General features: G+C 40.3%; 14 protein-coding genes. 6 read left to right on the forward strand and 8 right to left on the reverse strand.

Annotated elements, in window-relative coordinates; genetic code table 11:
• The first annotated feature begins 71 nt into the window (after positions 1 to 71).
• The 4 genes from ACHWSC_RS04355 to ACHWSC_RS04370 all read left to right on the forward strand — a co-directional run bounded on the left by ACHWSC_RS04355 (position 72) and on the right by ACHWSC_RS04370 (position 6,185).
• Positions 72 to 1,328, forward strand: a complete 1,257-nt coding sequence (locus tag ACHWSC_RS04355; RefSeq protein WP_075995001.1) for a YeiH family protein — start codon at positions 72 to 74, stop codon at positions 1,326 to 1,328.
• Between the two features lie 869 nt (positions 1,329 to 2,197).
• Positions 2,198 to 4,795 carry a TonB-dependent receptor gene (locus ACHWSC_RS04360; protein ID WP_394675893.1) on the forward strand — a complete coding sequence of 866 codons (2,598 nt, stop codon included), beginning with the start codon at positions 2,198 to 2,200 and terminating at the stop codon, positions 4,793 to 4,795.
• A gap of 144 nt (positions 4,796 to 4,939) precedes the next feature.
• Complete coding sequence (locus ACHWSC_RS04365) at positions 4,940 to 5,488, forward strand: RNA polymerase sigma factor (protein WP_394675894.1); 549 nt, start codon at positions 4,940 to 4,942, stop codon at positions 5,486 to 5,488.
• Positions 5,478 to 6,185 (forward strand): hypothetical protein, encoded by a 708-nt coding sequence (locus tag ACHWSC_RS04370; protein WP_394675895.1) that lies wholly within the window; start codon positions 5,478 to 5,480, stop codon positions 6,183 to 6,185. The genes ACHWSC_RS04365 and ACHWSC_RS04370 overlap by 11 nt, the downstream gene beginning before the upstream one ends.
• A gap of 68 nt (positions 6,186 to 6,253) precedes the next feature.
• Here ACHWSC_RS04370 and ACHWSC_RS04375 read toward each other — a convergent pair whose 3' ends face one another.
• The 7 genes from ACHWSC_RS04375 to ACHWSC_RS04405 form a co-directional block, all read right to left on the reverse strand.
• Positions 6,254 to 6,817 (reverse strand): nitroreductase, encoded by a 564-nt coding sequence (locus ACHWSC_RS04375; protein WP_394675896.1) that lies wholly within the window; start codon positions 6,815 to 6,817, stop codon positions 6,254 to 6,256.
• A 17-nt stretch (positions 6,818 to 6,834) separates the two neighbouring features.
• Positions 6,835 to 8,097 (reverse strand): peptidase T, encoded by a 1,263-nt coding sequence (gene pepT / locus ACHWSC_RS04380; RefSeq protein WP_394675897.1) that lies wholly within the window; start codon positions 8,095 to 8,097, stop codon positions 6,835 to 6,837.
• A 347-nt stretch (positions 8,098 to 8,444) separates the two neighbouring features.
• Positions 8,445 to 9,263, reverse strand: coding sequence for a DUF4197 domain-containing protein (locus ACHWSC_RS04385; protein ID WP_394675898.1), 819 nt, complete (start codon positions 9,261 to 9,263; stop codon positions 8,445 to 8,447).
• A 229-nt stretch (positions 9,264 to 9,492) separates the two neighbouring features.
• Positions 9,493 to 10,329: an endonuclease/exonuclease/phosphatase family protein gene (locus ACHWSC_RS04390; protein ID WP_120335059.1), complete on the reverse strand. Its 837-nt coding sequence runs from the start codon at positions 10,327 to 10,329 to the stop codon at positions 9,493 to 9,495.
• Between the two features lie 102 nt (positions 10,330 to 10,431).
• Positions 10,432 to 11,199 (reverse strand): glycerophosphodiester phosphodiesterase, encoded by a 768-nt coding sequence (locus tag ACHWSC_RS04395; protein ID WP_394675899.1) that lies wholly within the window; start codon positions 11,197 to 11,199, stop codon positions 10,432 to 10,434.
• Positions 11,200 to 11,464: 265 nt separating this feature from the next.
• The gene (locus ACHWSC_RS04400; protein ID WP_088163158.1) at positions 11,465 to 12,112 is read right to left on the reverse strand and encodes an HD domain-containing protein; all 648 of its coding nucleotides are present in this window, start codon (positions 12,110 to 12,112) and stop codon (positions 11,465 to 11,467) included.
• Entirely contained in the window at positions 12,105 to 13,283 is a 1,179-nt protein-coding gene (locus ACHWSC_RS04405) for a class I SAM-dependent RNA methyltransferase (RefSeq protein ID WP_075994999.1), read from the reverse strand. Before ACHWSC_RS04405 ends, ACHWSC_RS04400 begins: the two co-directional genes overlap by 8 nt.
• 77 nt (positions 13,284 to 13,360) lie before the next feature.
• On the opposite strand from ACHWSC_RS04405, the gene ACHWSC_RS04410 reads away from it, so the two are divergent.
• Both ACHWSC_RS04410 and ACHWSC_RS04415 read left to right on the forward strand, forming a co-directional pair.
• Positions 13,361 to 13,735 (forward strand): DUF3127 domain-containing protein, encoded by a 375-nt coding sequence (locus ACHWSC_RS04410; RefSeq protein WP_075994416.1) that lies wholly within the window; start codon positions 13,361 to 13,363, stop codon positions 13,733 to 13,735.
• A 195-nt stretch (positions 13,736 to 13,930) separates the two neighbouring features.
• Positions 13,931 to 14,395 carry a copper resistance protein NlpE gene (locus ACHWSC_RS04415; RefSeq protein WP_333886254.1) on the forward strand — a complete coding sequence of 155 codons (465 nt, stop codon included), beginning with the start codon at positions 13,931 to 13,933 and terminating at the stop codon, positions 14,393 to 14,395.
• A gap of 20 nt (positions 14,396 to 14,415) precedes the next feature.
• Here the strand turns inward: ACHWSC_RS04415 and ACHWSC_RS04420 are convergent.
• Positions 14,416 to 15,392 (reverse strand): acyltransferase (locus tag ACHWSC_RS04420; RefSeq protein ID WP_394675900.1); only part of this gene is annotated, 977 nt, incomplete at its 5' end.

Consider the following 15,392-nt stretch of genomic DNA (forward strand, 5'->3'; position numbering starts at 1 on the left):
ATTTTTGTGTTACAATCCTAGAAAGTCACTGTAATTATGCTAAATTTAACCTTTTAAACCCTAACCATTATATGACATCTTCAAGATCATTTACATTTACAGAAGACTGGGTAGTCGTCATTTTGGGGATCGCTACCATATTTCTCGCACTCTCAGGAATTGTTGCGCCAGTACCTAGTTTTTCGTGGAGTAATTCCGCCGAACTCGTCGCAACGGTTTTCGACCCGACAAATTTAATGAAGCTTTTTGAGCAGTTTATTTTTGTATTCGTTACCGCGATATTGGGCGCCTTTCTTTTGGGGAAATCTGTAAAACATTTATTCGTTGTATTTCCTGTTGTATTTATCCTTACCGTATTTGCATTGGTGCTGGCAGGGAATGCAACAGTTAAAGAATACAATCTCGAAGCTGTAATTTTTAGTTTGATTATCGGTTTAGTCATCAGCAATTGCTTTAAACTGCCTAATTGGTTTAAAGAGGCGCTCAGTACCGAGCTGTATGTCAAGATAGGCCTAATTCTGCTCGGGACTACCGTGATCTTCGGGGATATCCTGAAAGCGGGATCCTTGGGGCTTATTCAAGCACTGGCTGTCGTATTGTCTGTTTGGTACTTTGCGTTCTGGATCTGTAAAAAATTAAAGATTGACAAGGAGATGTCCCTAATGCTGTCGAGTGCAGTATCTATTTGTGGTGTTTCCGCAGCGATAGCAACTTCGGGAGCAATTAAAGGTGATAGCAAAAAGCTTTCCTATGTCATTTCACTGGTTCTTATTACAGCGATTCCAATGATGATTTTCATGCCTTATATGGCGGAGTGGATGGGCTTGTCGCAAGAAGTTACCGGTGCTTGGCTCGGCGGGAGTATTGATACAACTGGTGCTGTCGTGGCTTCAGGTTCCCTGGTAGGAGAAGAAGCGTTGAAGATCAGTACCATTGTGAAATTTTCCCAAAACGTATTGTTGGGACTGGCTGCTTTTGCAATCAGTATTTATTGGACTTATGCGAAATCGGTTGATGATGAAACCAAGCGGGATAAGCCTACGCTAAAAATTATATGGGAACGTTTTCCGAAGTTTGTGTTGGGATTTGTATTTGCATCGCTGCTCTTTTCATTCGTGATATCTCCCGAGAAGATTGATGCCGTCAAAGGAAGTTTGAAAAATTTACAGGGCCTCTGGTTTACCTTGGCATTTACATCCATTGGTTTGGAAACGAACTTTAAGGATCTTTTTGCTCAAGATAATAAGAAACCGCTATATGCTTTTCTGATTGCGCAGACTTTTAATGTTATTATTACCTTATTGATTGCTCTGGTGCTATTTCGCTAAGACGGTAAGTGTTTCAAGGTGAAATAGATCGTTAAAATATGACTGTAAAGATGGGGCTGTCCAAAAAGGTTTGGATAGCCCCTTTTTTCTTGAATTTTTACCGAATCCCTATACAGGTACTTTTCAAATATTCAATTCTCAGAGGGTTTGTTTTTACTTTTTAGACACCTTCTTTTTTATGCTTTTTCATCAAGGGTTTATGCGTGAATTTTTTTCTGATTCGTAGCACAGATCTTCGTTTTTTATACAATCGCTTGCTTCTTGATTTTCGCTGGGTAGTTGGTGATTAGGATGGTTGCCTTCGCGATTTTTTTCATGCTGAAAGAAATTTGAGGCGCTTTTTATTTGCTTTAAGTGTCTTAAAATTAAGGTTTAATGATTTTTTAAAAAAAATATCATTAAATCTATCAAATTAGTAGTCTTTTAAAAAATATTTATATATTTGTATCGTTATCTGATTTACAGGTAAATAGGAAGGCGAGCAAAAAGGACTGACTTGATTATGAATCGAACTAGCCATGAAATTGATTTTATAACAAAGACATGTGATTAAAGTTGTTTGAGATTGCCGCCTGATAAGTGCATATACTGATTCGATTATGCAGCAGGAAATAAAAGAAAATAACAAGATAAAAAGAATGAAACAAAATTACTCTCCAAAAACAAGTTTATTGGTTGCTTCGGTAGAAGGATCTGTTGTTACCCTAAAAAGTAACAAGAAACGAATGTGTTGTTAAAATTTCTCTCTTACACTCTCTTATATTAGAAAAGGGAAGCCGAGGCTTCCCTTTTACAAAGTTTTAACAATGAAGCAAGTATCGATTGGCGTTGGCACTTGTTTTAGATTCACCATTAAACTGAATAAATTTATGAAAAAAAATGCTATTTTTCGAATTAGCGTCATTTTTAGCTTGCTTTTAACAGGTTCTTACCATGCCTACGCGCAAGTAGAAAACCCTAAACCTATTATAAATGCCTCGTTAACAGGTACTGTAATTGACGCCGTAACAAAAGAGCCCCTGCAAGGCGTAACGGTTCAGTTGGAGGCCGTTACACACCAGGTGAAAACCGACAGTAAAGGCGTTTTTCAGTTTGTAACTGGACAAAAATTGCCATTTTCATTGATCGTATCCATTGTTGGTTATCAAACTCGTCATATCGTGGTGGACCATTCTCCAGTAGTGATTGAGCTTACCCCACGATTGGAAGCATTGGATCAAGTAGTGGTCACCGCACGCCGTCGTAAGGAGCAGTTGCAGGATGTTCCGATTCCCGTATCGATTATTCGTGGCGCAGCATTGGAGGATGCAGGGGCATTTAATGTCAATCGACTAAAAGAGCTTGTACCTACAGTTCAGTTATATGCATCGAATGCACGTAATACGACGCTTAATATCCGGGGACTGGGCTCAACTTATGGCCTCACCAATGATGGGATCGATCCTGGTGTAGGATTTTATCTTGATGGTGTATATATCGCCCGCCCTGCCGCGACTTGGCTGGACTTTATTGATATCGACCAGATAGAGGTGCTGCGTGGACCTCAAGGTACACTCTTTGGAAAGAATACAACAGCAGGTGCATTTAATATAACCTCACGTTTACCACAATTCACACCAGAGGCCAATGTGGAAGTCAGCTACGGAAACCAAGGTTTTATTCAGGCGAAGACTTCAATCTCGGGGCCATTGGCCAAAAACCTGGCTGCGAGAGCTTCTTTCTCTGGCACACAACGGGATGGAAATTTGTTTAATGTACATACCAATAGGAAGATCAATGATATTAACAACCTGGGCTTTAGAGGGCAATTGCTGTTTACCCCAACCGAGAATATCAAACTGGTGCTTTCAGGTGATGTGTCATCACAGAAACCCGATGGTTACGGCTGGGCGGTTGCCGGAGTTGTAAAAACACAGCGTGCGGACTACAGACAGTTTGATGCAATTATTAAAGATCTGGGCTACGAGTTGCCTTATAAAAGTGCCTTCGAGCGTAAGATAGATTTGGATACTCAATCTAAAGCTGACAATAAATTGGGTGGGGTCGCATTGAATGCCGATATCAAGATTGGAGAAGGGACACTGACCTCAACTTCTGCGTGGCGGACATGGACATGGGTTCCGCTCAATGACCGCGATTATTTAGGACTTCCGGTATACACCGTTTCAGCAGGTAATTCCGTCCATAACCAGTGGTCACAGGAGTTCAGATACTCTGGTAAAATCAGTGAAAAGGTCAGCGGGGTTGTTGGTTTATTTGGCCTTTGGCAGGATCTGGGCACAGATCCCGTACATACCGAGGAAACAGGATCTGCCTTTTGGCGTTTTCAAAAAAGCTCTACCAGTGCTTTGTGGCAGACACCAGGATTATTTGACAATTTTGGAATCAAGACCGTTTACGGGATTAAAAGCACAAGCTTGGCAGCCTATACACAGATTGATTGGGCTGTGACGCCAAAATTACATATCCTCCCAGGGCTGCGCTACAACTACGATAAAAAGGTGGCTAACTACGATAGGCAGACCTATGGTGGTTTGCAGACCTCAGATCCCGCCCTGCTTGCCTTAAAGAACGGTGTATATACCAATCAGACTTTTGATGTCAATGCGGATGCAGACAATTTCTCTGGTCAACTCTCCGCAAGATATCGCTTCAATCCGAAGATAAATGCTTACGCAACGTATTCCATCAGCTATAAACCTGTCGGTATCAACGTCGGCGGATTGCCGACAGCCAATGGAGCAGTGTTGCTGGATCTCGCGGAAGTAAAGCCTGAGGCTGTCCGCCATAAGGAAATTGGTGTGAAGACGAATCCAACACGCAATTCACTGCTCAATCTGACCGTCTACCAAACGGATATCAAAGACTATCAGACCCAAGTGCAGACTCCTGAACCTGGGGTGAACCGTGGTTATCTGGCCAATGCCGAGAAGGTGCGTGTAAAGGGAGTTGAATTGGATGGAAACATCAACATCGGACATTTTCTCCGATTGAATGGAGCACTGGCCTATACAGATGCCAAGTATGTCAAATTTACCAATGCACCTGTCCCTTTAGAAGAGGTTGGCGGAGCTCAGGCTTTTAAAGACATCTCTGGGGGCGTCCTTCCTGGTGTATCCAAATGGTCCTGGTCGCTGGGTGGTGAAGCGAATAAAAGCGGCAAGCTGATCGGGATTAATGGATCTTACTTTTTAGGTGCAGACCTATTTCACCGTTCTAAATTTTCGTCCAGTTCTTCACCATCCCAATACCTAAATATTGATGCCTATTCGGTCTTGAACGCCAGGCTAGGATTCAGGGGATCGAATGGTATTTCGGTGTTTGTGTGGAGTAGAAATCTAACAAATAAAGATTACTACGAGCAGTTGCTGGCGGCACCTGGAAGTTATGGGCAATACGCAGGTGTAGTTGCAGATCCAAGGACTTATGGCGTTACACTGCGATACAATTGGAAACAAGGGAATTAAATCCGTAATTCATATTATATTCTTATCGACCGTCTCCATTTTATCATGGGGACGGTTTTTGTTTTTTCGGTAATTTTCAATAGCTCCTTTTTTTATATATGGAAATTTGTATATTAAATCATCATTAAGGTGAATGATTTGCGCATGAACGAAAAAGAGCTTTTACAACACTATAAAACAAGCGGTGACTTGTCTACACTTGGGAAACTATATTCGCCCTATATGTCTTTGCTTTATGGTGTGTGCTTTAAATACTTACAGGATCCCGATCGTAGTCAGGATGCTGTGATGCAGATATTTGAAGAGCTGATACCGAAGCTTCGTCAATATGAAGTCGATAATTTTAAGAGCTGGTTACACGTTTACAGTAAAAATTATTGCCTTATACAATTACGTAAGGATAAGCGGACGACGCAGGTTGATATTGAAAACAATTTGTTTGAAAGCGAACAAAAGCTAAATGATACCAGTGAAGCGAAGTGGGAAGAAAAGGATTTCGAGAAACTGGAAGGCTGTATGCAAACTTTAAACCGTGAACAAGAGGAATGTGTACGTTTGTTTTATCTCGAGCAAAAATGTTATAAAGATATTGCAGATTTGACTGGATATGACTTGAATAAGGTCAAAAGTGCTATTCAAAATGGAAAGCGCAATCTGAAAATCTGTATGGAAAGGAAAGAAAATGGAAAATAATTATCAATTATCAAGGATCCATAATTACATCCATGGTTTGATGAGTAAGGAGGAGATGTTTCAGTTGGAACGTGAAGCGCTGGAAGATCCCTTTTTACAAGATGCCATCGATGGTTACCGATTGCAAAATGGTGTGGATGCCCGGCAATTGAGCCTCTTACAACAGCGCCTCAATCGTAGGGTGGAAGATACTGTTGCAACAAGACACGCCCAGTATTTCACATGGCAGCGTTTGGCCATAGGTGCTACCGCAGGTGTACTTTTTGTGACTTTATTGGCCCTGCTATATTTTAAACATTTTAGCGGTAAAGCTGAGCGCACAACGGATGTAGAATTAAGTGAACCTGAAAATAGGGTATCTGTTCAACCTTTGCTGGACGGGGGGGATGCATCACCCCGTGAAGGATGGAAAATTTTTGAACAGTACCTCAATCAGCGGTCGGTAGCGCCTGCGGGAGGTGACGAAATTATTGTCAATTTTACGATCGACAAAAATGGAGTGCCCACCAATATTGCTGCCGAAGGGCAACCCGATCAATCACTCTATAATGAAACGGTTCGCCTTCTACAGAATGGACCAAAATGGCAGGGAACAAAAGGACGTTTAAAGATTGTTTTCCCCGCCAAAGCGGAAAATAATCCGGCACAAGCAGCTGTCATTAAACCTCCACATTGTTTTGGAATTGAGAAGAAATAGAGATCGGTTTTAAATAACAGCCCATTTCTTAAAAAATGGGCTGTTATTCTATAAGAGAGGAATACAGTTTACTCTTCCCAAAGAATTTTATCTGCAATGGGTGTTCGGATAGGTTCACGCGCCTCAGATTGGTGGTGTCCTAAGTAGAATAGACCGATACATTTTTGATTTTCTTCGAGATTTAAGAAACCACCCAAGTGATTGATTAAACCTGGAGTCGCCCAGTATCCCCCGATATTTAGCGAGTGTGCAGCCAGCCACATGTTTTCAACAGCAGCAGCTGTACAAGCCAATTCTTCCCATTCAGGAACTTCACCCGTATAATTGACAACAATCGCAATGGCAACGTTTGACTGTGTTGCTTTCTTGCCCATTGTTATTTCTGTTGCTTCAGTATATTTCTCTGTAGGTGTTACCGATTTGTAGATACGTGATAATTCAGTGCCTAAACGTTCTAATCCTTCTTTGCGGAAGATCACAAAACGCCAAGGTTGTGTTCTTTTGTGTGTTGGAGCAGCATTGGCCGCTTCCAAGATACTCAAGATATCCTCTTTACTGACTTCTTCTTCAGTAAAGGAAGCTTGAAATACGGATCTTCTGTAGTGTATTGCTTTTAATACGTCGTTTTTCATTATAATTTATTTTTCCTTTATGCTTTTTCTTCCCATAAAGATACAACATGCAAAATTGTTTTGACGGCTTTTTCCATATCTTGTACAGCTACCCACTCTTGTTTTCCGTGGAAAGCATGCCCTCCAGCAAAAATATTTGGACAGGGTAAGCCCATAAACGAAAGGCGGGAGCCATCTGTTCCACCGCGGATACTTCTTCTTTCGGCCACCATTCCTGCACGGTTGATGGCTTCCATACCGATTTCCATAATTTCAGGATGCTGATCCAGCACTTCTTTCATATTACGGTATTGTTCTTTTACGACAAAAGTATAGGTGCAGTTTGGATATTGTTCCACAATCGATTTTGCGATGCCTTCCAGTTCATCTTCATGTTTCTTTAGATTGGATGTAACGTGATCGCGTACGATAAATTGAATTTCAGCTTTTTCCACAGATCCACTGATATGAACAGGGTGTACAAAGCCGTCTTTTTTATTGGTGCTTTCAGGTGAAAGTCGATCTTTTGGTAGTGCATCAATTACCGCACTGGCGATTTTGATGGCACTTTGCATTTTACCCTTAGCAAAGCCGGGATGTACGGATACTCCATGAATAGTTAATGTAGCTCCATCCGCTGAAAATGTTTCATCCTCAATGGTTCCAGCTCTTTCGCCATCCATTGTATAAGCAAAATCTGCTGCTAAACGTTTCAAATCTGCTTTATCAACACCTCTGCCAATCTCCTCATCTGGTGTGAAAAGAATTTTGATATCACCATGTTTGATTTCAGGATGTTTCATTAATAAACGGGCAGCATCCATGATTTCGGCCACACCTGCTTTGTCATCTGCACCCAACAAAGTGGTGCCACTCGCTGTAATGATATCATTGCCAATTTGATTGGCTAGATCGGGATGTTCGGCGTATTTGATGATAATACTCTTGTCGTCAGGAAGCACAAGATCCTGGCCCTGATAATTAGGATGAACCAGTGGTTTAACATCTTTTCCAGAAGAGTCCGGAGATGTATCCATATGAGAACAGAAGCAGATAACAGGAACTTGCTTTGCAGTATTGGATGGAATAGTTGCATAGATATATCCATTTTCATCCATTGCTGCGTCTGAAATACCCAATGCTAGCAACTCCGTTACAAGTAACTTTCCAAGGTTCTTTTGCTTTTCCGTAGAAGGACATGTTGGTGAATTTGCATCAGATTGTGTGTCAATCTGTACATAGCGTTGAAATCTTTCGGATACCGAAAAATCACTTATGTTGTTGATCTCAAATGTGCTCATTTTCTAATAGCCTTAATGTGATAAGGTTGGTCAAACTTAGATAAATTGCTTTTTATTTGCAATTTAATTTGGTTGCATTTACAAACAATTTGCCCCTACTCCACAGGTTTAATTCTATTTGTTAACAAACTGACAATAACTGAAACTCACAGGAGTGGGCAAGATCATAATTCCCGCTGAAGGGAATTTATTGTTACCTATAATTTGTTACTACATACAATGTGCTGTAGCGCTTTTGAACAGTAAAGTTTTACCCATAGATATGTGAGCAGAAATCTTGGATGATCTCACATTAAAAAAAAGACCTATCAAATCGTTGACAGGTCCTTTTTTAAGTGTATCGTTCTCTATTTCTTTTCGTCTGCGTAACCAAATACTTTCTGTAAAATATTGGTATTTCTACTGCCGCCTATGTTCTGTCTAATTTTTGACTCCTGGTCGGCAACTTTGATGAAAAGACCGTCTATTGCTTTCTGCGTAACGTATGCAGTAAGATTTGTCTCCACTTTATTGCCTAAAGGGAGGTTGTTATAAGCTGAGGTCAATTGTGTCCAATACTGGTCCACATTGTTTGTACCCATGGCAGATTTGATAACAGGACTAAATTTGTTCGTTAATTCTGTCGATGTATTTGTTTTAAAAAACGTTGTCGCGGCGTCTTCTTTGCTGCCTAAAAGAATATTGGTCGCATCTGTAATTGTCATCTTTGAAAGTGCATTGACAAATACGGGGGCAGCCTCTTTAACGGCTCCCTCAGCAGCTCTGTTCATGCTCTGTATAAACTGATCGCATAATTTTCCCATACCAACAGCGCGAAGTGTTTTTTCTACTTTCTGTGCTTCGGCAGGCATCAAAATCTTAACTGCCGCATCACCCAAAAAACCATCCTTCTTGGCTAAAGATTCGATACTCAGATTTAAACCATTGCTTAAAGCCTGTTTGATCCCCAATGAAGCATCTTTGTTGGATAAAGACGTCAAGGTATTGGATTTTGATGCTGTTGCTTTAGTATTTGATGCTGTCGTCGTTTTAGTACTGTCGGTTTGGCTCTGACTTGCTTTTGTCAATGTTTCACTGATTTTCTTAAAAATCTGCGCTTCGCTTGCATTGGAATAAAGTAGTCCTGAGACAAATAGTGTACAATATAATAGTGGAAATTTCATCATGTTATTGTTTTGCTGTCAAAATTAAACATATCGACTGTTAATTTATGTGAAAGTTTAAAGCAATTGCTAGGAACCATAGCTATTGTCAAGAATCGTAGCAGATGCGCTACATCGTGCTGAATCGCTATCCCTGATGCGGTATAAATAAAAAGCTGTCCCACAAAATAAAACAGCAGATTCTAAGCGAACCTGCTGTTTGTGTTATAGGGTTGTTGTAACTAACATGATATTATTTCCAGGAGAGCGTCGTTGCTACTGGAAAGTGATCTGAGGGGAATTTATTCATATACGTGTCCGTCAGGATACCATATTTTTTAACCTGGAAAGGTTTGGTAATAAAAATATGATCAATGCGGCCTGTTGGTCTGATGCTTTTGCCCCAGCCATTGAAGGAAGAATTGGGTTCATATTTGAATGTTGCCAGTTCATGTACGTCAGTGACTACTTTGCTGTTGGCTAATGTGAAATAAGCCTCATCTTTTTCATCCACATTGAAGTCGCCGGTTAAAATCAAAGGTAGGTCTTTGGCAAACTCTTTTGCTTTTTCTAGAATCAACTTGGCACTCTCGGTGCGTGCAGTACGGCCGATATGGTCAAAGTGCGTGTTCATGAAGATGAAGCGTTTTTTGTTGGCCTTGTCTTCAAAAATACCCCAGGTACAGATCCGCGGTAGTGCTGCATCCCAGCCTTTATTCGGGTGTTGGGTATCTGTTGCCGAAAGCCAGAAAGTTCCGCTCTTTATTGCTTTAAAGCGATTTGTATTGTAATAAATAGCTGAGTGTTCGCCCTCTTGTGCACCATCGTCGCGACCAACACCAACATAATCAAATCCAGGAAGAAGCTTTTTAAGATCTTGAACCTGATCAAAAAAACCTTCTTGGATACCAAAGATATCAAAGCCATGGTATTTAATCAGATTGGTTAGCGGAACTTTGCGGTCGTTCCACATGTTGTCAACATCAACGGTATTTCTTTGACGGATATTATAGCTGGCTGCAATAAATTCCTGTGCATAAGACAGAAAGGATAGGCAGAGCGCTAAAGCGAGAATAATACTTTTTTTCATTTAGAATCTAGTTTTTAAAAAGGTACTGAAACGGTCATGCTCATGAAGTCGGTCTGATAAGTGGTCGACTGATTAGGATACATGACTATTTCAACGGTATTGTTATTTCTTTAATACACGGAGCAACAATTCAGGTTCGTCAGTTGTAATAAAATCAATTTTCTGATTAATTAGATTTGTCATTTCCTCTTCTGTGTTTACTGTCCACGCATTCACTTTCATGCCAAGTTGATGTGCATCTTTCAGCCATGTCGCATTCTTTTTGAAAACCGAAAAGTGATAATCCAAACCATTTATTCCTGCAGCCTTCACCTCAGCAGGAGTTTTGTCACCTGTGAGGTATTGAATATTGGCCTTAGGCGCCAGTTCGTGAATCTTCTGACAAGCCTCAAAGCTAAAGGAAATATAATCAGTGACTTTCTCTGCTTTCAAGCTTTTAACCATCTCCACCGTTTTTGTTGTCGCTTCAAGTGTACGCTCTACCCCTAGTTTATTGATTTTCAATTCAAGGATAAGACGTAAACCTTTCAATTTTTTACCAGCGTTAAGATATTCTTCCAAGGTGGGAATAGATTCACCGTTAGGATGCTTCTTTTCTAAGAGCTCCTTGTACGTTGCTGTGGCAATATCGATACCATAGAAATCATTATCGTGGTTGACCACAAGAATATTGTCTTTGGTCAAATGCACATCAAATTCGGATCCGAAGAGCTTAAGGTCGTGGGCTGCTGTTAAAGAAGCAATGGAATTTTGCGGAAGGTGGCTGTTTTTCCATACGCCACGATGTGCAATGGCCTTAGTTTGTGCAAATAATGCCGAAGATGAGATCACCATGGCTAGTGTCAGACAGCTAAAAATATGTTTTTTCATGTGATAATTATGTATGAGTGTTTGTTTTCAACGGCATAATTTGCACGTTTCACTCGTTGATTTATTCCTATTCTATTTCTCTTTTTGGGCATTTATATTACCGATTAAGATGTTTATGGTAAAAAATAGACCCCTAATGATAGGATCATTTCTTACAAATCTGTTTAAAAGCTGATTTTACATAGGACAAAAAAAGTGGTACTTTTTATCTCGATGTACAAGATCTAAAGTACCACTTTTATATTTAGGAATTGTTAAGTGTAATTTATTTTTTACCGTTCCATTCGGCCATGAACTCATCTAGGAAGCTGAGCATATAATCATGGCGATGCGCTGCGATTCTTTTCGCGGCTTCTGTATTCATCTTATTCTTTAACAATAGTAGCTTTTCGTAGAAGTGATTGATTGTAGGAGCTTCCGAATGCTTGTACGCTTCCTTATCCTTATATTCCTGAACGGGAACATTGGGATTATACATCTCACGGCCTTTGTTTCCGCCAAAGCTAAACGCGCGGGCAATACCTATTGCGCCAATAGCATCTAGACGGTCAGCATCTTGCACGATCTCCATCTCTTTTGAATGGAATGAAACTTCACCTAAACTTGCTTTGAAAGACATGTTGAAGATGATTTTCTTGACATGGTCAATGATCTCAGGCGAAATTTCTAGACTTGCCAAAAACTCTCCGGCAACACGAGGGCCGATTGTTTCGTCGCCATCATGGAATTTACTGTCAGCGATGTCATGTAATAGCGCCGCCAATTCGCACACCATAACATCTGCTTCTTCATCTTCTAAAATTAACTTCGTATTGTTCCATACGCGTTGAATATGCGACCAATCGTGGCCTGCTTCTGCAAATTTCAACCGGTCTTGCACAAATGCTACTGTGCGCTCAATAATGTTATTCATACAATACTTTTGTTTTTTCGCGAGTACCCTCGTATAATTCGTATTCTAATAATCTACAATCTAATTTACCATTATAAAATTCTATACGTCGGGATGCGCGCAACCCGATTTTCTTTGCCAGATCTGGATTTCCAGTAAATATATAGCCTCTATAACCTTTGCATTCCTGTTTCATGAAATCTCCCATACGCTTATAGGTAATTTCTAGCTTGCTGTGTGTGCCCAAACGTTCACCATATTCAGGATTGAATAAAATGACCCCTCCTTCTTTAGGAACGTGTGTTTCGGCAAAATCGCATACTTCAAATGAAATTAATTGCTCTACACCAGCAGTTCTTGCGTTCATCTTGGAGACGTTGATAGCCTCTTCCGAAATATCACTTGCGATAATTTGCGGAGCCGCTTTTTTATTGATCTGATCTTTAAGTACGCGACGCTCCTGGAAGAAAACTGTTTCATCATAACCTATGAAATGCATAAATGAATAGTTCATGCGTAATAATCCAGGTTTTCTGTTTGTAGCAATCAGAGCTGCCTCAATAGCTAAGGTTCCGGATCCACACATCGGGTTCACAAAAGGAGAATTACCATCCCATTTGGATGCAATAATAGTTGAGGCTGCCAGGGCTTCTAACATTGGCGCTTTTCCAGGGATTTTCCGGTAGCCATGTTTCGCTAGTGTTTCACCTGAGGTATCGAGAAAAATTTCAGCACGGTCATCTTTCCAGTACAAGTGCACAACCGCTTTATTATTGTCCGGACCTGAATTAGGGCGCATACCCTTTTTTTCCTTGATACGGTCTACGATTGCATCTTTAACCTTGACGTTTGCAAATAATGGTGTGCTGATTGTCTCATTGTCCACATTGGAACTGACAGAGAAGTATCCGTCAAATTGAATGAGTTCTTCCCATGCGATTTGACTCAATTCGTCATAGAGCTCTGTCGGATTATTGGCCGTAAACTCTTTTAACGAATACAAAATCTGAGATGCTGTGCGCAGGTTCAGATTGAGCTTGATCGTATCGTTTATACTGACCTTTAATTCTACTCCTGTAGGAAATGCCCTGACAATGTCAAAACCTAACTCTTTAACTTCCTGTTGCAAATAAGGTGATAAGCGCTTATTGCACGTTATAATAACTTTATTGGGGGTGTTGAAAACTTCCATCATATTTTGTACAAAGTTAATTAAACTCTTCCTCAAAAATTGCTTAATTTTACGCTTTAATATTTATTTTTTTGATTATGGAAATTAGAGGAAAAGTACACGAGATAGGAGCGACACAACAAGTGACAGAATCATTCAAAAAACGCGATATGATTGTAGCTTATGCCGAAAACCCACAATTTGTTGAGTATATCCGTTTTGAATCAACACAAGACAGAACGTCAATTTTTGATAACCTAGCAATTGGTGAAGAGGTAGAAGTATCTTTTAATCTTCGTGGTCGTCCTTGGACTAATAAAGATGGCGTAACAACTTATTTCAATTCATTGGTCGCATGGCGTGTAACAAAATTAGGTAATGCTGCTCCAGCACCATCTTCTCCAGGTTACGCGGATATGCCTGCTCCTGTAGATTTGGCTGGTTCATCAGATGATGATGATCTACCATTCTAATCTGAATAGGATTTTATGCACTATCGCTCTTGCGGTAGCCAATAGATTATTTGAACTGTAAACAATTCAGTGATTTACAATAGAAAGGCTTCTTCAAGAAGCCTTTTTTCTTTCATAACATCAGCATGGGCGCCTGATTTTTCTTGGCGCTGAAATTGCTTGCTATACGGTGTCGTACATCAAAAAACAATAAATATGAAATCATCCGTATTATTTCTTTGCTTAGCAGCAGTTTCGCTAAGTGCATGCAATCAAACTTCAAAAGAGAGTCAGCATGCTACAGCAGATTCTTCAGTACATGAGACTGCGGCAGTAGATACTGCCCATACATCGCAAAACTCACTGGATTGGGCTGGTACCTATGAAGCTACTATTCCCTGTGCAGATTGTGAAGGTATCAAAACCAATATCACCCTAAAGAATGATAATACCTTTGCCATCGTCAGTGAATATATTAATAAAAATACCAAGGTTGAAGATACTGGCAAAGTCATGTGGCATGACAACGGATCCGTTGTTCATCTCACAGGGAAAGAGACAAATATGAAATTGAAGGTCGGTGAAAATAAGCTGATTGGACTAGATCAGGAAGGCCATGCGATCGATGGTCCCAATGCACATCTCTATGTGTACAATAAGGTCGAAGGAGAGAAACTGTAAAACGAAGCTCCGATAGCAGATTAGCCGCTGACGTATTTACCGTAGGGAACTTTTCGGAGAAGATACGTCAGTAAGGCACTCGCCAACAGGGTGAAAACCGTTGCTGCCGGGATTTTCCACAAAGTGGATAATGGAAGCAAAGGATGAATATAATTCAGCAATAAAATATGGCATAAGTAAATGCCAAAGCTGTGAATGTCGATAAATTCCCAGAAGGCGTTGAGCTGTTCTGGGAGTTTAAGGCCTTGTACAAAGATGAATAAAAAGCCTGCACTCAATGCGATATTTGGCGAAAGATAGTTGTAAAGTGTCGGGTCAAATTCTCCGCGAGAAACACTCAAATGCGATGTCCCCGAAACCGTAATTAAACAACAGATCAGAAAAAACGTAAAACTTGATAATTTGACCATTTGGATTGGATAATTACGTAAATAATGCCCCAAGACAAGGTAACCCGCATACCCCGAGAAAAAGGTCAGGTCAAAATTAGGTAGGTAACTATTGAACCATTTATTCGTAAAAAATAACGCTGAAAACCACAATCCCAAAAAGATCTCAAGCTCCCTTTTACTGCAGTTGCCAACAATTTTGCGTATGAAAGGAACTGCAAGGTAGAGCCCAAGTATCATGTATAGATACCAAAGGTGTGCATTCGTTCCTGATTTTAAGCGAATTAACACAATGTTAATAACTTGTGGAAAACCAATATAGTCAAAATCAATGTATCGAATAAAATAATAGAGAAGATAGACGATCGTCCAAAAAAGAAAGGGCGGGACAATTTTTAACAGACGTTTCCGATAAAATTGTCCCGTGCTTTCGTCTTTCTGTAGCAGCAGAGCGCCTGAAATAATGACAAACAGGGGTACTGCAAAGCGCGAGAAGCTATTGATCCAATTGGCATAACTCCAGTCGAATGACTCAAATTCATTGCTGTTTAGGTAGCCCGAAGAGGAATGAATCAAGATAACGAGGAATATCGCAACAATACGTAGTA

It is taken from the genome of uncultured Sphingobacterium sp., from assembly GCF_964277905.1.
GTDB lineage: Bacteria > Bacteroidota > Bacteroidia > Sphingobacteriales > Sphingobacteriaceae > Sphingobacterium > Sphingobacterium siyangense.